Source organism: Actinotalea subterranea (assembly GCF_008364845.1).
In the GTDB taxonomy this organism is placed as follows: Bacteria; Actinomycetota; Actinomycetes; order Actinomycetales; family Cellulomonadaceae; genus Actinotalea; species Actinotalea subterranea.
The window spans coordinates 77,336-96,332 of sequence record NZ_VTTP01000003.1 but is presented as its reverse complement, the minus strand read 5'-3'; the positions used below and the strand labels follow the sequence as shown (position 1 = coordinate 96,332).

The 18,997-nt window shown below is 73.4% G+C and carries 17 protein-coding genes and 1 tRNA gene; 12 read left to right on the top strand and 6 right to left on the bottom strand.

Annotated elements, in window-relative coordinates; all coding sequences use genetic code 11:
* Nucleotides 1-9: 9 nt before the first annotated feature.
* The 5 genes from FZ988_RS06345 to FZ988_RS06325 all read left to right on the top strand — a co-directional run bounded on the left by FZ988_RS06345 (nt 10) and on the right by FZ988_RS06325 (nt 5,828).
* A complete protein-coding gene (locus tag FZ988_RS06345) occupies nt 10-1,050 on the top strand; it encodes a LacI family DNA-binding transcriptional regulator (protein ID WP_149203182.1) in 1,041 nt (346 codons plus the stop codon).
* Nucleotides 1,051-1,200: 150 nt separating this feature from the next.
* Complete coding sequence (locus FZ988_RS06340) at nt 1,201-2,571, top strand: ABC transporter substrate-binding protein (protein ID WP_188079002.1); 1,371 nt, start codon at nt 1,201-1,203, stop codon at nt 2,569-2,571.
* A gap of 298 nt (nt 2,572-2,869) precedes the next feature.
* Entirely contained in the window at nt 2,870-3,808 is a 939-nt protein-coding gene (locus tag FZ988_RS06335; RefSeq protein WP_149203600.1) for a carbohydrate ABC transporter permease, read from the top strand.
* Entirely contained in the window at nt 3,805-4,758 is a 954-nt protein-coding gene (locus tag FZ988_RS06330; protein ID WP_149203180.1) for a carbohydrate ABC transporter permease, read from the top strand. Before FZ988_RS06335 ends, FZ988_RS06330 begins: the two co-directional genes overlap by 4 nt.
* Before the next feature lie 158 nt (nt 4,759-4,916).
* The gene (locus FZ988_RS06325) at nt 4,917-5,828 is read left to right on the top strand and encodes an EamA family transporter (protein ID WP_425457955.1); all 912 of its coding nucleotides are present in this window, start codon (nt 4,917-4,919) and stop codon (nt 5,826-5,828) included.
* 55 nt (nt 5,829-5,883) lie between these two features.
* Here the strand turns inward: FZ988_RS06325 and FZ988_RS06320 are convergent, their stop codons facing one another.
* Complete coding sequence (locus tag FZ988_RS06320; RefSeq protein ID WP_149203179.1) at nt 5,884-6,453, bottom strand: bacterial proteasome activator family protein; 570 nt, start codon at nt 6,451-6,453, stop codon at nt 5,884-5,886.
* Between the two features lie 135 nt (nt 6,454-6,588).
* Between FZ988_RS06320 and FZ988_RS06315 the strand changes: the two genes are divergently transcribed.
* A complete protein-coding gene (locus FZ988_RS06315; protein WP_149203178.1) occupies nt 6,589-7,830 on the top strand; it encodes an AGE family epimerase/isomerase in 1,242 nt (413 codons plus the stop codon).
* A gap of 131 nt (nt 7,831-7,961) precedes the next feature.
* Here FZ988_RS06315 and FZ988_RS06310 read toward each other — a convergent pair whose 3' ends face one another.
* Nucleotides 7,962-8,936 (bottom strand): NAD(P)H-quinone oxidoreductase, encoded by a 975-nt coding sequence (locus FZ988_RS06310; protein ID WP_149203177.1) that lies wholly within the window; start codon nt 8,934-8,936, stop codon nt 7,962-7,964.
* A gap of 189 nt (nt 8,937-9,125) precedes the next feature.
* Between FZ988_RS06310 and FZ988_RS06305 the strand changes: the two genes are divergently transcribed.
* The 6 genes from FZ988_RS06305 (at nt 9,126) to FZ988_RS06280 (ending at nt 16,139) form a co-directional block, all read left to right on the top strand.
* Nucleotides 9,126-13,928, top strand: a complete 4,803-nt coding sequence (locus FZ988_RS06305) for a sensor histidine kinase (RefSeq protein WP_188079001.1) — start codon at nt 9,126-9,128, stop codon at nt 13,926-13,928.
* A gap of 49 nt (nt 13,929-13,977) precedes the next feature.
* Nucleotides 13,978-14,427: a roadblock/LC7 domain-containing protein gene (locus FZ988_RS06300; RefSeq protein ID WP_149203175.1), complete on the top strand. Its 450-nt coding sequence runs from the start codon at nt 13,978-13,980 to the stop codon at nt 14,425-14,427.
* Nucleotides 14,428-14,453: 26 nt separating this feature from the next.
* Nucleotides 14,454-14,864 (top strand): DUF742 domain-containing protein, encoded by a 411-nt coding sequence (locus FZ988_RS06295; RefSeq protein WP_149203598.1) that lies wholly within the window; start codon nt 14,454-14,456, stop codon nt 14,862-14,864.
* The gene (locus FZ988_RS06290; protein ID WP_149203174.1) at nt 14,845-15,459 is read left to right on the top strand and encodes a GTP-binding protein; all 615 of its coding nucleotides are present in this window, start codon (nt 14,845-14,847) and stop codon (nt 15,457-15,459) included. Before FZ988_RS06295 ends, FZ988_RS06290 begins: the two co-directional genes overlap by 20 nt.
* A gap of 113 nt (nt 15,460-15,572) precedes the next feature.
* Nucleotides 15,573-15,983 (top strand): PIN domain-containing protein, encoded by a 411-nt coding sequence (locus FZ988_RS06285; RefSeq protein ID WP_149203173.1) that lies wholly within the window; start codon nt 15,573-15,575, stop codon nt 15,981-15,983.
* 66 nt (nt 15,984-16,049) lie between these two features.
* A tRNA-Ser gene (locus FZ988_RS06280) sits at nt 16,050-16,139 on the top strand.
* Nucleotides 16,140-16,235: 96 nt separating this feature from the next.
* Here the strand turns inward: FZ988_RS06280 and FZ988_RS06275 are convergent.
* The 4 genes from FZ988_RS06275 to FZ988_RS06260 all read right to left on the bottom strand — a co-directional run bounded on the left by FZ988_RS06275 (nt 16,236) and on the right by FZ988_RS06260 (nt 18,975).
* Nucleotides 16,236-16,451 (bottom strand): hypothetical protein, encoded by a 216-nt coding sequence (locus tag FZ988_RS06275; protein WP_149203172.1) that lies wholly within the window; start codon nt 16,449-16,451, stop codon nt 16,236-16,238.
* A 215-nt stretch (nt 16,452-16,666) separates the two neighbouring features.
* Nucleotides 16,667-17,950 (bottom strand): sensor domain-containing phosphodiesterase, encoded by a 1,284-nt coding sequence (locus tag FZ988_RS06270; RefSeq protein WP_149203171.1) that lies wholly within the window; start codon nt 17,948-17,950, stop codon nt 16,667-16,669.
* Nucleotides 17,951-18,047: 97 nt separating this feature from the next.
* Nucleotides 18,048-18,455 (bottom strand): hypothetical protein, encoded by a 408-nt coding sequence (locus tag FZ988_RS06265; RefSeq protein ID WP_149203170.1) that lies wholly within the window; start codon nt 18,453-18,455, stop codon nt 18,048-18,050.
* 55 nt (nt 18,456-18,510) lie between these two features.
* Entirely contained in the window at nt 18,511-18,975 is a 465-nt protein-coding gene (locus tag FZ988_RS06260) for a hypothetical protein (RefSeq protein WP_149203169.1), read from the bottom strand.
* Nucleotides 18,976-18,997: the final 22 nt, after the last annotated feature.

Below are 18,997 nucleotides of genomic sequence, written 5' to 3'. Positions count from 1 at the left end.
ATCCGCCCCATGGCGGCAGGTATCGACGACGTGGCCCGCGCCGCCGGCGTCTCGACGGCGACGGTGTCCCGAGCGCTGCGCGACCTGCCCAACGTCAACAAGACGACGCGTGAGCGGGTGCGCACGGTCGCGGCGCAGCTCGGCTACGTCGCGTCGCCTTCGGCCGCGAGCCTCGCGTCGGGCCGGACCCGCACGATCGGGCTGATCAGCCCCTGGATCAGCCGGTGGTTCTTCTCCAACGTCATCGAGGGCGCTGAGGGCACGCTGCGCGCGCACGGGTTCGACGTGCTGCTCTACACGTTCGACGGGCGTCGCCGCACGAGCGGGGCGCGCGTCGACGCGGACGTCCTGCGGCGCCGGGTCGACGGCATCCTGGTGGTCGGCCTCCCGCTCGCCGAGGAGGAGGTCGAGTCGCTCCTGGGCCTCGGGCACCCCCTCGTGTGCATCGGGTGGGGCGGGTTCGGCCAGGTCACGGTGCGCCTCGACGACCGGGCGACGGCCCGTGCGGCGACCGAGCACCTCATCGGCCTGGGCCACCGGCGCATCGCGCACATCACGGGCGCCGCCGACGACGTCGCGCTGTGGTCGCCGCCCGTCGACCGGGCGGCCGGGTGGCGGGACGCGCTCGTCGCGGCCGGCATCGGCGTCGACCCGCGGCTCGAGGCGCACGGGGACTTCGACGTCGCGGGCGGCCGGGCGTCGATGCGTGCGCTGCTGCTCCGTGCGCCCGACGTGACAGCCGTCTTCGCGGCGTCGGACGAGATGGCGATGGGTGCGATCCTCGCGCTGCGCGACGCCGGCCTGCGGGTGCCGCAGGACGTGTCGGTCATCGGCGTCGACGGTCACGACCTGGGCGAGCTCGTGGGGCTGACGACCATGGCGCAGCCAGCGAGCGACCAGGGAGCGATGGCGGCGCGGCTCGTCCTCGACATGATCGCCGGGGTGCCCACGCCCAACCAGACCGTGGTGCCGACGCGCCTCCTCGAGCGCAGCTCCACGGCGCCGCCGCCGCGAACCGCCGCACGGCCGGGGTTCGCCCCGGCGTCGTGACCCAATCGTTACGCGCCTGTGGCTCGGATGTAGCCGGATGCGCTTGCCGAGAGTCGCTGTAAGCGCTTGCATGGGTGAGAACGCACCGGCGCGGCATCCGTCGTGCACCGGTCTGTGGGGGAGACGCCCACGAGGATGTGGAGGAACTCGATGCACAGCAACACCAGGCGCCGCTACGCGGCGATCGCCGGAGGACTGGGGCTGGCGCTCGCGCTGGCTGCCTGTATGCCTGCCGACGAGGCGGACGGCGGCGGCGAGGCCGACGGTGGCGAGGCCAAGGAGAACTGCGAGGCCTACGAGGCCTACGGCGACCTGGCCGGCACGACCGTCTCGGTCTACACGTCGATCGTCGAGCCCGAGTCGGTCGACCAGGAGGAGTCCTACGCCGAGTTCGAGCGCTGCACCGGCGCCGACATCGCGTACGAGGGCTCGCGCGAGTTCGAGGCGCAGCTGCTCGTCCGCGTCCAGGCCGGCAACGCCCCGGACATCGCGTACATCCCGCAGCCGGGCCTCCTGCAGACCATCGTGGAGGACTTCCCCGACACGATCGTCCCGGCGTCCGACGGCACCGAGGCCAACGTCGACGAGTTCTTCTCGGAGTCCTGGAAGGAGTACGGCACGGTCGACGGCGAGTTCTACGCCGCTCCGCTCGGCGCCAACATGAAGTCCTTCGTCTGGTACTCGCCGAGCATGTTCACCGAGGCGGGCTACGAGGTCCCCGAGACGTGGGACGACATGATCGCGCTGTCCGACCAGATCGTCGCCGACGGCGGCAAGCCCTGGTGCGCGGGCATCGAGTCCGGTGACGCCACCGGCTGGCCGGCCACGGACTGGGTCGAGGACGTCGTCCTCCGCTCTGCCGGTGCCGACGTGTACGACCAGTGGGTCGCGCACGAGATCCCGTTCAACGACCCGCAGATCGTCGAGGCGCTCGACACGGTCGGCTCCATCCTGAAGAACCCGGACTACGTCAACGCGGGCATCGGCGACGTCGCCTCCATCGCGACGACCCCGTGGACCGACGGTGGCTTCCCGATCCTCGACGGCCAGTGCTACCTGCACCGCGCCGCGAACTTCTACCAGAACCAGTGGCCCGAGGGCACGCAGATCGGTGAGGACGGCGACGTCTTCGCGTTCTACCTCCCGCCGATCGAGCCCGACAACAAGCCGGTCCTCGGTGGTGGCGAGTTCGTCGCCGCGTTCGCGGACCGTCCCGAGGTCGCCGCGTTCCAGGAGTTCCTCTCGAGCGACACGTGGGCCAACGAGAAGGCCAAGGTCACCGAGGTCGGCGGCTGGGTGTCCGCGAACAGCGGCCTCGACACCGAGAACCTCGCGACCGACTTCGACAAGCTGGCCGCATCGGTGCTCGGTGACCCCGAGACCGTGATCCGCTTCGACGCGTCCGACCTGATGCCGGGCGAGGTCGGTGCAGGCACGTTCTGGACCGAGATGGTCAACTGGCTCGCGAGCGACAAGCCGACCGAGCAGGTCCTCGCGGACATCGAGGCCTCGTGGCCGTGATCGTCCAGGACTGACCGTCCAGGTCGTCTGACACAGCACGCAGCACGACGGTCGCAGCAGGGGCCCGCGCACACCGCGGGCCCCTGCCGCGCCCGGGCACGAGCACCGCTCGTCCCGGGCCGTCACGGCACACCCAGGCCCTATGTTGGGCATGGCACGGTGACCCTTCGCCGCTGGCGACGGCGCCGGACTCGAGGAGGTCGATGTGGACTACATCTCGCAGTACGCCAGCTGGTTGTTCGGGGAGATCGGGCACTTCCTCTTCGACGCGACCGAGCCCGGCCACAAGCTCACCCTGATGGTCATCGCCATCGTCCTGTTCGTCGTCGTCATGGGCGGCATCCTGTGGCTCGTCGACAAGCCCAAACGCATGCCTGGGTGGCTGGTGGCCAGCGGGTTCGTGGGGCCCGCGGTGCTCGCGCTCATCTTCGGGCTCGTCTACCCGGCGCTCGTCACGATCAACGCGTCCTTCAAGGACCGCACCGGGATCGACTACATCGGTCTCGACAACTACACGACGGCCTTCACGACGCCGGCCTTCCAGGCCGTCCTGCGGAACACGGCGCTGTGGGTGCTCCTCGTCCCGACCGTCTCGACGCTCGTCGGCCTCATCTACGCGGTCGTGGTGGACCGCACCCGGTTCGAGCGCATCGCCAAGACGCTGATCTTCCTGCCCATGGCCATCTCGATGGTCGGCGCGGGCATCATCTGGGGCCTCGTCTACGACTCCCGCACGGGGGCGAACGGGCGGATCGGCCTGATGAACGCGTTCCTCGGGCTGTTCGGTCTCGATCCGCTCGACACCAGGCTCGCGACGCCACCGATCAACACGATCTTCCTCATCGTCGTCATGATCTGGATCCAGACCGGGTTCGCGATGACCGTGCTCTCGGCCGCGATCAAGGCGATCCCCGACGACATCGTCGAGGCGGCGAAGCTCGACGGCCTCACGGGCATGAAGATGTTCCGCTACATCACGGTTCCGAGCATCCGCCCCGCGCTGGTCGTGGTCCTGACCACGATCGCCATGGGCACGCTCAAGGTCTTCGACATCGTGCGGACGATGACGGGCGGCCAGTACGAGACGTCCGTGGTCGCCAACGAGTTCTACGTCCAGGCGTTCCGGCAGAACAACCAGGGCCTGGGCGCAGCGCTCGCGGTCCTCCTGTTCGTGCTCGTGATCCCGATCATCATCTACAACGTCCGCCAGATGCGGATGTCCGAGGAGATCCGATGACCACGACACCGCTTCCCCCGCAGGGCGTCGTCGCGACCGACGACGGTGGCGTCGTCGCCGGGCCACCGAAGGACGGCAGGTCCCGGCTGAGCCGCCGCGCCGCGCTGTCGAGCACCAAGCTCTCCTCGCCGTGGGCGTCGCTGATCGCGATCATCCTCGCGGTCCTGTGGACCATGCCGAGCCTCGGGCTCCTCGTGACCTCGTTCCGCCCGGACTCCGAGATCCGGCGGGGCGGCTGGTGGACGGCCTTCGCGCCGCCGACCTTCACGCTCGAGAACTACCGGGAGGCGCTCTTCGGCAGCTCGACGAGCCTCATCGACTACTTCATCAACTCGGTCGTCATCACGCTGCCCGCCGTCGTGATCCCCATCTCGATCGCGCTGCTCGCGGCGTACGGCTTCGCGTGGATCGACTTCAAGGGCCGCAACTTCCTGTTCGTCGCGGTGTTCGCGCTGCAGGTCGTGCCCCTGCAGATCGCGCTCATCCCGCTCCTGTCCCAGTACGTCGACTGGGGCATCGCCGGGTCGTTCTGGACCCTGTGGCTCTCGCACACGATCTTCGCGCTGCCGCTCGCGATCTTCCTGCTGCACAACTTCATGAAGGACATCCCGCAGTCCCTCGTCGAGGCGGCGCGCGTGGACGGCGCGGGGCACGTGAAGATCTTCTTCCAGATCATGCTCCCGCTGCTCACGCCCGCGATCGCGTCGTTCGCGATCTTCCAGTTCCTGTGGGTGTGGAACGACCTGCTCGTCTCGCTGACGTTCACGGGTGCGACGCCCGACGTCGCACCGCTCACGGTGCGTGTCGCGTCGATGGCCGGCACGCGTGGCGGCGACTGGGAGATCCTCACGGCCGGTGCGTTCATCTCGATGATCGTCCCGGTGCTCGTGTTCCTCTTCCTCCAGCGCTACTTCGTCCGCGGCCTCCTGGCCGGGTCGGTCAAGGGCTGAGGTCGCTCGAGGGCGCAGGCCCGCAGCAGCGACGTGCACGACGGACGGCCCGGGCGGACAGCCCGGGCCGTCCGGCGTCCGGCGTCCGTCCGCCGGGCCGGGCCGGGCGCCGGACACCGGAGGTCCGCCCGCCCACCGTCGCCCCGTAGCCTGTGCGCGTGCATCCAGACCGGGCCCTCGACCGGGTGCCCGCACCCGCGCTGTTCGTCGCGTCCGGCCTCGCGCAGTACCTCGGTGCCGCGCTCGCCATCGGGCTCTTCACGCAGGTGCCGGCGGCGTCCGTCGCGTGGCTGCGCCTCGTGGTCGCCGCGGTCGTGCTCGTCGCGTGGCGACGCCCCTGGCGCGTCACGTGGACGCGCCGCACGCTCGTCGCCGCCGGGCTCTTCGGTGCCGTGCTCGCGACCATGAACGTCGTGTTCTACCTCGCGATCCAGCACCTGCCGCTCGGCACCGCCGTCGCGATCGAGTTCATCGGTCCCGTCGCCGTCGCCGCGGTGACCGGCTCGGGCTGGCGCGAGCGGGCCGGCATCGGCCTCGCTGCGGCCGGGGTCGTCCTCCTCGCCGGCGTGACGCTCGAGATGGGCGGGCCCGACTCCGCCACGGGGCTGCTGCTCATCCTCGCCGCGGCCGCGTGCTGGGCCGGGTACATCCTCCTGGGCCGCCGGGTCGCGCTCGGCGGCGACGGCGTGACGTCGCTGTCCGTCGCGATGGCCTCCGGCGCACTCGTCTACGCGCCGTTCCTCGCGCCCGCGAGCGCACCCGTCCTGAGCTCGTGGCCCCTCGCGCTCGCCGTGGTGGGCGTCGCCGTCCTGTCGTCGGTGATCCCGTACGGGCTCGAGCAGGGCATCCTGCGCCGCGTGAGCGCCGCGACCTTCGCGGTGCTCCTCGCGCTCCTGCCGGCCACCGCGGCGATCATCGGCGCCGTCGTGCTCCGGCAGTGGCCGCACGCCCTGGACCTTGCCGGGCTCGCGCTCGTCTCGGGCGCGATCGTGCTCACGTCGGTGCGTCGCCGGCCCGGCCCGGCCGAGCAGGGCCCGTCGGGACCGGGCGACCCCGCCGATGCGGCCTGAGGCGCCGACGCGGCCTGAGGCGCGCGGGCCCGCCTGAGGCGCGGCCCCGCGCGTCCTACAGGTACTGGCCGGGCGCCCGCCGGTCGTCGGCGTCGTCGGGCCTGCCGTCGGCACGCAGCTGCTGCCCGGGAGCGGGCATCGTGCCGGGCGGCAGGGCCCGGCGCATCTGGGCGAGCTGGGCCTGTGTGCTCATCTGCTGCGCGACGAGGGCCGTCTGCAGGCCGTGGAACAGGCCCTCGAGCCACCCCACGAGCTGCGCCTGCGCGACGCGGAGCTCGCCCTCGGTCGGGTTGGTCTCGTCGCTGAACGGCAGCGTGATGCGCCGCAGCTCGGCGACGAGGTCGGGGGAGAGGCCGTCCTCGAGCTCGCGCAGCGACAGGTCGTGGATCTCGGCGAGCCGGCCGCGGGCGGCCTCGTCGAGAGGCGCGCCACGCACCTCGTCGAGCAGCTGCTTGACCATGGTGCCGATGCGCATGACCTTGGCGGGCTGGCCGATGAACGTCGCGTCCGCGGGCTGCTCCGCGGAGGTCCCCGGGTGGCGGTCGTCGGGCGGTACGACGGGGCCGTCCGAGGGGGCGTCGTGCGGCGGGACCGGCGTGCTGGGCTGCTGCGGCGTCGGGCTCATCCAGCCATTGTCGTGCAGCCGACCCCGGGGCACACGTCCTCCCTGCGGCGCCGCACCGCCCGGTACCGTGTGCCGACACCGCGACGGCCGCGTGCCGCCCCGCGCTCTGCTGCCCTCCGTCCTTGGAGCACCGTGATGACCTGGCTCGACGCCCCCGCCCACCACCGCTGGCTCGAGGGCGAGACGGACCGCCTGCTCACGTTCGGCCGGGGCGCGCGCGTGCCCGAGGGCGGGTTCGGGTGGCTCGACGACGACGGCCGGCTCGTCGAGGGCCGCCCGACCGAGCTGTGGATCACGTGCCGCATGACGTACGTCTTCGCCCTGGGCTCGCTCCTGGGCCGGCCTGGCTGCGGGGCCCTGGCCGACCACGGTCTCGCCGCGCTCGCGGGCCGCTTCAAGGACGCCCGGCACGGCGGCTGGTTCGCGGCCGTGGGTCCCGACGGCCCCGAGGGCGCGGACGCCGAGCTCAAGGGCGCCTACCCGCACGCGTTCGTCGTGCTCGCGACGGCGAGCGCCGCCGCGGCCGGCCGGCCGGGTGCGCGTGAGCTGCTCGACGAGGCCCTGGCCGTGTCCCTCGAGCACTTCTGGGACGACGAGGCGGGCATGGTCGTCGAGTCGTGGGACCGCACGTTCTCGACGTCCGAGGAGTACCGCGGGGTCAACGCGAACATGCACACGGTCGAGGCCTACCTCGCCGCGGCCGACGTGACGGGCGACCGCGCGTGGCTGGACCGCGCCGCGCGCATCACGGAGCGCGTCGTCCACCAGCTCGCGCGCGGCAACGCGTGGCGCATCCCCGAGCACTTCGACACGGACTGGCAGCCCGTCCTGGACTACAACGCGGACGCCCCGGCGCACCCGTTCCGCCCCTACGGCGCGACGATCGGCCACTGGCTCGAGTGGGCGCGCCTGACGCTGCACGTGCGTGCGGCGCTCCTCGCCCTCGGCGACGACGTCGACGCGTGGATGGTCGAGGACGCGACCGCGCTGTTCGACGCGTCCGTCGCGGAGGGCTGGGACGTCGACGGCGCCCCGGGCTTCGTCTACACGGTCGACTGGGAGGGCCGGCCCGTGGTGCGCGAGCGCATGCACTGGGTGGTGTGCGAGGCCCTCGGCGCCGCCGCGGCCCTCTTCGCGGTCACCGGCGACGCGCGCTTCGACGCCTGGTACCGGACGTGGTGGGACTACGCGTCCGAGCACCTCATGGACCGCGTCGGCGGCTCCTGGTGGCACGAGCTCGGGGTGGACAACACCGTGACCCGCACCGTGTGGGCCGGCAAGGCGGACCTGTACCACGCGGTGCAGGCGACCCTGATCCCGCGTCTGCCGCTCGCGCCCGTGCTGGCGCCGTCGCTCGCCGCCGGCAACCTGGGCTGACACCCGCTGGCAGGGCCGGCAGGCCCGACGCCCACCGGCACGGCCTCAGGGCCGGCACGGCCCGACACCCACCGGCACGGCCTCAGGGCCCGACACCCACCGGCACAGCCGGCAGGGGAGGGCGGCGCGGCTCACGGCAGCAGCAGCACCTTGCCGAACACCTCGCCCGAGGCCATGAGCTCGTGGGCCTGCGCGGCGCGTGTGAGCGGCAGGCGCGCGTGCACCACGGGGCGCACCCGGCCGTCCGCGACGAGCGGCCACACGTGCTCGCGCACGCTCGCGACGATCGCCGCCTTCTGGGGAGCGGGCCGGGACCGCAGCGTGGTGCCGAGCACCGTCGCGCGCTTCGCCAGGAGCACCCCGAGGTCGAGCTCCGCGCGTCGGCCCTTCTGCATGCCGATGACCGCGAGGCGCCCGCCGGTCGCGAGCGCGCGCAGGTTCGCCTCGAGGTAGGCCGCTCCCACGACGTCGAGCACCACGTCGACCCCGCGGCCGTCGGTCGCGTCCATGGCGGCCGCGACGAAGTCCTGCGAGCGGTGGTCGACCGCGACGTCCGCACCGAGCGCGAGGCACCGCGCGACACGCTCGGGACCGCCCGCGGTCGTCACCACCCGGGCGCCGAGGGCACGCGCGAGCTGGATCGCGACCGTGCCGATCCCGCCCGAGCCGCCGTGCACGAGGACCCACTCGCCCGCGCGCAGCCCCGCGGCGTCCACGAGCGTCGACCACAGCGTGCACACCGCCTCGGGGAGCGCCGCGGCGTCGACGGGCGTGACGCCGTCGGGCAGGGGAAGGACCTGGCCCGCCGGGACGACGACGTGCGTCGCGTACCCACCCCCCGCGAGCAGCGCCACGACCGGATCGCCGACGGCCCACGACACGCCCGGACCGACGTCCGCGACGACGCCCGAGACCTCGAGCCCCGGCCACGCGGGGGCGCCCGGCGGAGGGGGGTAGCGACCCTCCCGCTGCAGGACGTCGGCGTTGTTGACGCCCGCCGCGACGACCTCCACGAGGACCTCTCCCGGGCCCGCGACGGGGTCCGGGACCTCGGTGGCGACGAGGGCCTGCGGGCCCCCCGGGATGTTCGCGCTCACGGCAATCACGACGGAAGTCTTGCAGGCGGGTGAAAAATGCCCGATATGGTGTGGCCCGTTCCATGAGATTCCCCCATTGGCCTAATGCCAGGGCTCGTCTGCGCCGATGGTGTCCCGACGGCAGATGACCACCTGGTCCCGTGCCGTCATCCAGCACCTCGTGCGGTGGTGCACCGCCGCACAGTGAAGGAGACATCCATGCTTCGCAGGTTGGGCATCCGCGGGAAGGTCCTCGCGGCCCTCTCCGTGCCTGTGCTCGTCCTCTTCGTGCTCGCCGGGCTCATCTCGCTCGAGGCGCTGCGCGAGGTGCAGACGAGCCGCACGGTCATCACGCTGCTCACCGCGCTGCAGGAGTCCCGCGAGCTCGCGGCGGCTGTCGAGGAGGAGCGCGTCGCCGCCCTCCCGTACTCGGGCAACGACGGCTCGCTCGACGTGCGCGCCGAGCTCGAGAAGACCCGTCGCGGCGTCGACGACGCGGCGGCGGCGTTCAACCGCAGCCTGGACGAGGTCAACCTCGACGCGCTCGACCCGCAGGTCGCGAAGGCGTTCACCGAGGTCCGCGCGAGCGTCTCGAGCATCGAGGGTGTGCGCACCCGCGTCGACGCCCAGAACATCCCCGTGAAGTCGATCATCAACAACTACACGCGGGTCGTCGAGGACGCCGCGGACTTCCCGGGAAAGGTCGCCGACGCGCTCGACGACCGACGGCTCGCGGCCATCGTCTCCGCGCAGAGCGACCTGACGAACCTGATCGAGGACTACCGCGAGGAGCAGGCGCTCGGTGGCGCGATCCTCTCGGGAACCGACCCGAGCGAGAGCGACGTGCTCTACCTGGCCGGTCTCTTCCCGATCTCGGACACCGTCCACGAGCAGACCGCGACCGCGGTCCGCCAGCTCGACCTCGGCGAGGGCATCCTCGTCCCGCCGCTCGGCGCCTCGTTCAACGGCTCGCAGTCCTACGACTCCTACCGGACCCTCATCGAGACCGGCGAGGCCGAGTTCTACGACTTCATCGCGGCCGAGGACTGGAACATCGCCGCCGACGCCGAGATCGTGGCCTTCGACCCCCTGCAGGGCGAGCTGCGCCAGGCCGCCAACGCGCGGGCCTCCCAGGTCGCGTCCGCCGCGCTGCGCACCGCCATCGTGACGATCGGTGGCGCGCTCGCGGCCGTCGCCCTCTCGATCGCCGCGGCCCTCGCCATCGCCCGTCAGATCGTCAACCCGCTGCGCCGCCTCACGGAGGCCGCCGGAACCGTCCGCGACGAGCTGCCCCGCCTCGTCGACCAGGTGGCGATCCCCGGCCAGGGACCCGACCTCACGCTCGCGCACATCCCCGTGGACAGCCGCGACGAGATCGGCCAGCTCGCGACGGCGTTCAACGAGGTCAACGCGACGACCATCCAGGTCGCCCAGGAGCAGGCCGCCCTGCGTGGGTCCATCGCGGAGATGTTCGTCAACGTCGCGCGCCGCGACCAGGTGCTCCTCAACCGCCAGCTCTCCTTCATCGACGCGCTCGAGCGCTCCGAGGAAGACCCGAAGACCCTGGCCGACCTCTTCCGCCTCGACCACCTCGCGACCCGGATGCGCCGCAACGCCGAGTCGCTCCTCGTGCTCGCGGGCATCGACACGGGCCGGCGCCTGCGCGAGACGCTGCCGCTCTCGGACGTCATCCGCACCGCCTCCTCCGAGATCGAGCACTACGAGCGCGTGCAGCTCGACCTGCCCGTCGACCCGATGATGCTCGGCCACACCGCGCTGCCCGCCGCCCACCTCATGGCCGAGCTGCTCGAGAACGCGACGGTGTTCTCCGAGCCGGGCACCCCCGTGCAGGTCTCGACGGGTGTCGACCAGGAGAGCGTCCTCATCACGATCCTCGACCAGGGCCTCGGGATGACCCCGGAGGAGCTCGCCGAGGCGAACGAGAAGATCCGTGCGACGTCCGCGTCCGACGTGCTCGGTGCCCAGCGCCTCGGCATGTTCGTCGTCGGCCGCATCGCCGCGCGCCTCGGCGCGAGCGTCCACCTCTCGCTCGGCCCCGACGGCAAGGGCACGCTCGCCACGATCCGCATGCCCCTCGTGCTCTTCGTCGACCCGGGCTCGCTGCCGCTCACGGCACCGACCCGCCCGGCCGCGGTCGTCGAGACGTTCGTGCTCCCGGAGGAGGCCGCCGAGGTCGTCCACGACGCCGCGTACGCTCCGGCGCCCGCGAACGTCCAGGACGTCGCCGCAGGCGCGTACGGCTCCGCCGAGAACCCGGCCGAGGCCGTCGACCTCACCGCACTGACGGACGGCACGACCGGGCTCGGCCTGCCGCGTCGCCGGTCCCGTGGCGGCGAGGCCGAGGCGCCCGCGCCCCGCAGCCACCGTGAGGAGGACGACGCCGCCGCTGCGCCGTCGATCCCGCTCGCACCCCGCGCCGAGGCGTTCGCCGGCGTGACCCTCGACGACAGCGAGGTCTGGACGCCACCCGTCGTCCGGGCGTCCGCCCCCCTCGTCTCGCGCCGCGCCCCCGAGGCGCCCGCAGCCGCCGCGCCGGCCCTGCCGACGCGTCAGCCCGCGACCGGAGGGCTCGCCCTCCCGACCCGCCAGCCGGCCGGCGACGCACCGGCCCTGCCGACACGCCAGCCCGCGACGGACGACCTGCCGACGCGCCGACCCGCCGCCGAGGCACCCGCACCCCCGACGCTCCGGCCCGCCGAGGACGCACCGGCTCTGCCGACGCGTCAGGCGGCAGCGCCGGCCGCGGGCCTCCCGGCCCGTCAGCCCGCAGCGCCCGCACCGTCCGCCGCACCGCTCGCGGACGCCGGCCCGGTCGACCCGCAGGCCCGTTCCGCCGTCTTCACGGGCTTCCGCTCGCGGCGCGCCGAGCTCGCCGCGGCGTCCGTGCACGTCGACACCGGCCACGGTCCCGCGCACGAGGCCGCGGCGCCCGAGGGGACACCCGAGCCGTTCGACGCCGCCGAGCGCCTCGCCGCGGCGGCCGCCGGTGCCGCCGCGTTCTTCGGCCGCAGCGCCCCGAGCCACGGTGCGCACGCCGCCGACGCGCCGGCGGCGCCCGCCGAGCAGGAGGTCGCGGCGCCCGACGCCGAGGCCGCTCCCGAGTGGGCCGAGCAGGCGCCCGCCGAGGTCGCCGCCGAGCCCGAGGTCATGGTGATCCCCGGCCTCGTGGAGGACGACGACGAGTACGGCGACCCCGCGTTCGCGCCGGGCGTGCCGTTCCCCGCCGCCCAGCAGGCGTGGCCCGTCGAGACGCCTGTCGCGCCGGACGCCGCCGCACAGGCGTGGCCGGGCCCGCAGCACGGCGAGCAGCAGTACGCCCAGGAGCAGCAGTACGCCCAGGAGCAGCAGTACGCGCAGGAGCAGCAGTACGCGCAGGAGCAGTGGGCCGCGCAGCAGCCTGCTGAGCCTCAGCCGTGGGCGCAGGCGCAGCCGGTCGAGCCGCAGCCGTGGGCGCCGCAGCAGCCCGTCGAGGCCCAGCCGTGGGCCGCGCAGGCCCAGCCGGTGCAGGAGCCCTGGGCCCCGGTCCAGCCCGCTGCCGCACCCGAGCCCGCCGCGTGGACCGAGCCGGCGCAGCCGTGGGCGCCCGTCGGGCAGCAGAGCCCCAACGGTCACCCCGTCGCGCCGGCCGAGCCGCAGGCCTGGGCCACGCCCGAGCCGCAGCCCTGGGCCACGCCCGAGCCGGTCCAGCAGGCCGCACCCGTCGCCCCGTCCGCACCCCCCGCGTGGGCGCCGACGTCGGCCCCGGCCGCGCCTGCCGCGACCTGGTCCGCACCCGTGGCGCAGGCGCCCGAGGCCGCAGGTGCCTGGGCTGCGCAGCCCGTCGCGGCGCCCGTCGAGCCGCAGGCGACCGACGGCCACCCGTGGTCGCAGGTCCAGCCGACGGCCCCCGCGGTGCCTGCCGCGCCGCCCGCGGCCGCACCCGCACCTCTCGCAGGCCTCGCCGTGAGCGACGAAGCGGAGAGCGCGGGCTTCACCGACCTCGTCCGCGGACCGACGCGCCGCGAGGTGCGTGAGCCCAAGCGCCGCGGTCTCTTCGGTCGCCGCCGCGACAAGGAGGCGCCGGCCCCGGCGCCCGCCCCGTCGTCGGCACCCGGCCTGGCGGCACCCTCGCGCCCGCCGGTCGCCGCGCCCGCCGTGTTCGCGCCCGTCGCGGAGCAGCCGTCGGTCGCTCCGGTCCGTCAGTCGGCCTGGGGGACCACGGACGTCGGCGCGCACGCGCTGTCGAACCCGCCGGCCGCTCCCGCAGCCGGACCGGCGGTGTTCGCGCCGGCACCCGAGGCACCCGCCGCGGCAGCCCCCGCAGCCGTCCCGACGTGGCAGCCCGGCAACGGCTGGGCGTCGGACCCGGCACCTGCCGCGCCCCCTGCTGCGGCGGCACCCGCGCCGTTCTGGCCGGGCAACGACGGTGCGCCCCAGCGACCCGCCGCCCCGGCCGTGCCGGAGCCCGCAGCACACCAGGGTCCGCCCGCGGGGTGGGCACCGGCAGCGCCGGCCGCCGCACCGCAGCGACCGGCCGCCCCGGCACCCGCCGTGCCGTCGCCGCACCAGCCGTTCTCGCCGCAGACGACGTTCAGCCCCCAGCCGATGTCCGGGGCGTTCGACGACGAGGTCACGAACATGCTGGCGCAGCGGGCGGACATCGCCCAGCAGGCGCTCGCCGAGCTGAGCCAGCTGTCGTCGTACCGGCCCAAGGCGGTGTCCGGCGGAGGGGCCTCGCTCACCCGCCGCACCCCGGCCAGCGTCCCGGCGGCGCCGGAGATCAAGGCCCCGGCGACGGGCCAGCGCACCGAGCGCGACGCCAACCAGGTGCGTTCGCTGCTCTCCAGCTTCCAGTCCGGCACGAGCCGGGGCCGCCAGGCCTCGGACGCGACCGGCCGGGAGAACCACCAGGCGACCGACGCGGCCTACCGCGTCGGTGACGAGGACGGTTCGGACGTCGTGCACGGGGAACCCGTGACGACGCCGGACACCGACCTGACCCAGCGGAGCACCTCATGGTGACCGCGTGCACACCCAGCCGCCGCCAGGCCGGCAACCTCGAGGAGGACAAGTGACAGCACTCAGCTCAGAGGCAGCCAACTTCGGCTGGCTTCTGGACAACTTCGTCAAGACGGTGCCCGGCACCAAGCACACGCTCGTCGTGTCGGCAGACGGTCTGCTGATGGCGATGTCCGACAACCTGGACCGCACCAGCGGCGACCAGATGGCGGCGATCGTCGCGGGCATGTCGAGCCTCACCCGGGGTGCTGCGCGTCAGCTCCACGCGGGCGACGTCCGTCAGGCCATCATCGAGATGGACGAGCTGTTCGTCTTCCTCATGAGCGTCTCCAACGGCTCGGTCCTCGCGGTCGTGGCCGAGGCGACGTGCGACGTCGGCCTCATCGGCTACGAGATGGCGATGCTGGTCTCCCGCACGGAGACCACTCTCACCCCGCAGCTCGTGACCGAGATGCGCGGGCACCTGCCGGTCGACGGTGCGGTTCGCGCGACGGTCGGGTGACTGCACCCATGTCCAACATCGAGGAGATGTTCGGGACGCCGGGTCGGCACTCCGACCCGGCTGACGACCACGGCGAGTACGAGGCACGTACCGTGCGCCCGTACGCGGTCACCGGTGGTCGCGTCCGTGCGGCGAACTCGGACCTGCCCCTCGAGGCCCTCGTCGAGGTCCTTCCTGGTGCGGTCAGCAGCCACGGCCTGCCGCCCGAGAAGCGTGCGATCCTGCAGCACGCCGCCCACACGTTCGTGTCCGTCGCCGAGCTGTCCGCGCTGCTGCGGCTCCCGCTCGGCGTGGTGCGCGTCCTGGTCACGGACCTGTCCGAGTCCGGGTTCATCCGCGTCCACACGTCAACGCCGGTCAGTGTCCACACCGGCCAGTCCCCCGCCCTGTCCCTGAGCGTGCTGGAGAGTGTTCTCAATGGCATTTCAGCCCTCTGATACCGCTGTGACCGACCGCAGCACTCCTGCCGTCGGCGGGGGTGTTGCGCCCACTGTCGTCAAGATCGTCGTGGCCGGTGGCTTCGCCGTCGGCAAGACGACCTTCATCGGCTCGATCTCCGACATCGAGCCGCTCAACACCGAAGCGGCGATGACCGAGCACTCCGTCGGCGTCGACGACGCCGGTGGCGTGACCGACCGCAAGACGACGACCACGGTCGCCATGGACTTCGGCCGCATCGCGCTGCCGGGCTCCCTGTGGCTGTACCTGTTCGGCACTCCCGGGCAGGACCGCTTCCTGTTCATGTGGGACGACCTGGTCCGCGGTGCCATCGGCGCCGTCGTGCTGGTCGACACCGAGCGGCTCGACCAGTGCTTCCCGGCGGTCGACTACTTCGAGAGCCGGGGCATCCCGTTCGTCGTCGCGGTCAACTGCTTCGACGGCGTCGCGCGGCACCAGCTCGACGACGTCCGTGAGGCGCTGTCGGTCCCGCCGCACGTCCCGCTCATGTACACGGACGCGCGCTCGCGTGCCGCCACGAAGCAGACGCTCATCGCTCTGGTGCAGCTCGCCATGGAGCGGCTGCGCGGATGACGCCCGACGACGGCGCGTGGGCCAGGCCCCGCGCCGTCGTCGTGGTCGGTCCCCGATCGGCTCGTGGCTAGGCTCGGAGCACACCGACGGGCGCCAGAGCAGGACGGACCGCAATGCTGACCTACGCCGACGGCTCGGCGCTGAGCCGGTCGTTGATGACGGGCGTCGAGTCGGCGTCCTGGTTGCGCTGGTCGAGCGAGCACTCGGCCGAGCTGGTGACCTCGCCCCTGGGCCTGACCGAGCTGCGCCGTGCGGCGGACGGGCTGGACGCCCTGGCCCGCGAGAAGGCGCATGCGATCGCCGAGCAGATCACGGTGGTCCGCTTCTTCGACCAGTCCCTGAAGTCCGCGGCGATGGCCTCGACCGTCCTGTCCCCGTTCGCGGCGATCCACCTGGGCATCGCCGAGGCGCACCCCGACGTCGGCCGCGTCGCCACGTACGACCCCCTGCTCGCCCGCGTCGCGATCATCTACGGCCTGGCCGTGATCTCGCCGGGCCGGCCGGACGGCTGGTGGGAGGCCTGATCCTGGCGACCTCGCGTCGCTGGCACAATGGGTGCGCGCCGCCGGCCGTGAGGCCCGACGGCGCGGGGAGGGCTGGCTGAGCGGCCGAAAGCGACGGTCTTGAAAACCGTTAGTGCGGTAACCCCGTACTCAAGGGTTCGAATCCCTTGCCCTCCGCCCGTTCACGGCGCGACCCGCACGTCCTCGGCCGATCCGACCTCAGCGATGGCGTTCCCCGCGCTGTGGCTCGCGGTCGACCCGGCGCTCAGCGCATCACGCCACGTCGGTGGTGCCTCCCGCCGGAGGTGGTGGCGGCGCGGGCGCAGCCCGTCCAGGTCGGATGACGACCGCGATCTGGGTGACCATGGCCGCCACGACTGCGATCGTGAGCGCGAGCGGCGACACCTCCGCGCCCCAGGCGACGATCGCATAGCCGACGATCACCAGTGCGTCGAGGACGACGAGGATCCTGAGGCCGTCGTTGCTCATCGGCTCACTCCATCGAGTAGGACGTGTCTCGAGACCGAGCATGAAGGTGGTGTCGCCTACGGTACCCAGGAGACCGAGCGCGGCGGCGCGCGCTCCACGTGACGCGCTGGTGCTCCGGGTTGCGCAGGTCCGTGCTGCGGCAGCGTTCTGCGGCGAGCTGCCCATGCCGTCGCACGCCCGGCGGCGGTGCGTGAGCGTTCGACGCCGGGAAGCCGCTACGACAGGGCGAGGCGTGCGACGAGCGCGTGCGCGGCCGCGCCGACGAGGGCCCGGTCGTAGGTGACGACGAAGTCGAACTCGCGGTCGCCGTCGGGGTTGCTCCCGGCGAGCTCGCGCGCGACGAGGGCGGCCGCGGTGTGCGCGCCGAGCACGACCACCGTCCACTCCGTCGCGAGCGGGTCCTGTGGCGACAGCGCCGCGCCCCGCACCCCGGGCGCCGGCTCCGCCGGCATGTCCACCCCGAGCGCGCCGACGAACGGTAGCCGGGCGGCGTACTCCGTGAACCGGCGGGTGGTGGCGGGGGTGAAGAACCGCGCATGCTCGAACCCGGCGAGCAGGACGGGCGGGACCCTCTGCTGCAGCGCCATGGTCTCGAGGGTCAGGGACAACGGCAGGAGCAGACGCTTCGGCGCACGTCGCACGCCTCGGGCTGCCTCGCACAGCAGGTACGGACTCGTGTGCGGCGACGTGTCGAGAGGCTTCGCCGCGAACCGCTCGGGACGGGACGTCGTGGGTCGGATGTCGCGCTCGCCCCGGCCCCAGAACCAGCCCTGGCCGAGCGTGGCACCGAGCACCCGCGCCCGCCCCAGGTCGGCGGCGGTCTCGACGCCCTCGGCGACCACCTCGGCGCCGGACTCCTCGGCGTAGGCGCCCACCGCGCCGGCGACGGTCAGGGTCGCGACGTCGCTGACCGTGCGGAGCAGGCCGAGGTCGAGCTTGACGACCTCGGGCCTGAGCAGGGGGATCAGAGCGAGGGACTCGGGCGCGACGCCGACGTCGTCCAGGGCGATCGCGCACCCGGCCATGCGTAGGCGCTCCGTCGCGGCGAGGACGCCCGCGAGGTCGTTGGCCAGCGCGCGCTCGGTGATCTCGACGACCACCTGCACGTTCGGCGCCCGCCGGCCGACCTCCTCGAGGATCACGTCGACATGCGCGGTCAGCGTGGAGGGTTCGACGTTGACGAACAGGGTCGTAGGCCGTTCCCGCGCACCCCTCGACGCGTCGGCGACCGAGCCGCGCAGGGATGCCCGCTCGACGTCGACCAGCCGGCCGCTCGCCCGCGCGGCCTCGAGCAGGACCAACGGTGACGCCCACGCGGTGCCTGCCGGCCCGCGGAGCAACGCCTCGTGGGCGAGGGTCGCCCCGGTGTCGAGGTCGACGACCGCCTGGTACACGCAGTGGAGCCCGCCGCCCCGCAGGAGCGCGCCGAGCGGGGCGTCGGGGTCGACGTCGGCGTCGACGTCCTCGTGCGATGCGGGCACGACATCGGGGGTGCGCACGGCGTGCTCATCGGCCGGCCCCCTCCGCTCGTGAGCGATGCGGTGCGCGGAGGCGCGGCCCGGCCGCGAGCACTCGTGCCGGTCGGCATGGTCGAGGTCATCCGAGGTCTGGGTCGCCCGCGTCCCACCCCTCGACGGCGTGGTCGACCCAGCGGTCGGCGATCTCCTGAGCGGTGATCCCGTGGTGGAGGTCGACGTGCCCGTTCCACCCCTGGTCGCAGGCGATGAGTCTGGGGAAGTCGGCCGGGAGCAGCGAGCGGTACCAGGCGACTGCTTCTCGCAGGGGCAGGCTGCCGGACTCGAAGCTGCCCAGTCTGTTGTCGGCGAAGTGGAACAACCCGAGGCTGTCGCGTTCGAGCGTCACATGGATGCTGACGTCGGTCTCCCAGCCCGGTGGCGAGGGCTGCGCGCGCGCCTTCGCCCCAAACTGCTCCACCGCCGCGGCCACGAGCGTCGGTCCGTCGACGAGCGTCGCCCCGATCGGCGACATCACGAGGAGCTTCACGGTGCCACCACCCCCTCCACATGTGCACCAGCGCCGAGCCGGCGCTCGGCGCGGGCTAGCTGCACCGACCGGGGACGACGAGAGCCTCGCGGACCGCCTCGACGGAGCGCGCGGCGAGCGGCCCCACCACCGACCCCTTCGGCATCGACGACCCGAGCAGGGCACGAGACATCGCGGTCCGCGGGGGGTGTGCACGCGGCACCACCGCCAGGTACGTCCGGCCCAGCGCCTCGACCGTCTCCCAGTGCTCGACGTCGGTGCGCGCGACGCGCCACCCGAGCGGACCCGCCCGCAGCACGGCACCTTCGTCGACGGTGATGCGGCACCGCGCAGCCTGCGTCCACCCGTGCACCTGCGCGGCAAAGACGACGAGCATCACGAACGCACCTGCCGCGAGCAGCCAGGTCCGGGTGGTCAGGCCCGCTGTCACGCACGCGACGGCGACCCCCGCGCCGGTCGCGTAGAGGATGCTCGCGCCGAGCGCGATCGGATCGGTCGCGCTCGACGACACCCTCGCCACGAGCCCCCCTCGTCGCCGACCC

Excerpts from the sequence above, each read along its gene's own strand:
- FZ988_RS06345 (WP_149203182.1), top strand. The coding sequence starts at position 10 with ATGGCGGCAGGTATCGACGACGTGGCCCGCGCCGCCGGCGTCTCGACG.
- FZ988_RS06340 (WP_188079002.1), top strand. The coding sequence starts at position 1,201 with ATGCACAGCAACACCAGGCGCCGCTACGCGGCGATCGCCGGAGGACTG.
- FZ988_RS06335 (WP_149203600.1), top strand. The coding sequence starts at position 2,870 with ATGGTCATCGCCATCGTCCTGTTCGTCGTCGTCATGGGCGGCATCCTG.
- FZ988_RS06330 (WP_149203180.1), top strand. The coding sequence starts at position 3,805 with ATGACCACGACACCGCTTCCCCCGCAGGGCGTCGTCGCGACCGACGAC.
- FZ988_RS06320 (WP_149203179.1), bottom strand. The coding sequence starts at position 6,453 with ATGAGCCCGACGCCGCAGCAGCCCAGCACGCCGGTCCCGCCGCACGAC.
- FZ988_RS06315 (WP_149203178.1), top strand. The coding sequence starts at position 6,589 with ATGACCTGGCTCGACGCCCCCGCCCACCACCGCTGGCTCGAGGGCGAG.
- FZ988_RS06305 (WP_188079001.1), top strand. The coding sequence starts at position 9,126 with ATGCTTCGCAGGTTGGGCATCCGCGGGAAGGTCCTCGCGGCCCTCTCC.
- FZ988_RS06295 (WP_149203598.1), top strand. The coding sequence starts at position 14,454 with ATGTTCGGGACGCCGGGTCGGCACTCCGACCCGGCTGACGACCACGGC.
- FZ988_RS06290 (WP_149203174.1), top strand. The coding sequence starts at position 14,845 with ATGGCATTTCAGCCCTCTGATACCGCTGTGACCGACCGCAGCACTCCT.
- FZ988_RS06285 (WP_149203173.1), top strand. The coding sequence starts at position 15,573 with ATGCTGACCTACGCCGACGGCTCGGCGCTGAGCCGGTCGTTGATGACG.
- FZ988_RS06275 (WP_149203172.1), bottom strand. The coding sequence starts at position 16,451 with ATGAGCAACGACGGCCTCAGGATCCTCGTCGTCCTCGACGCACTGGTG.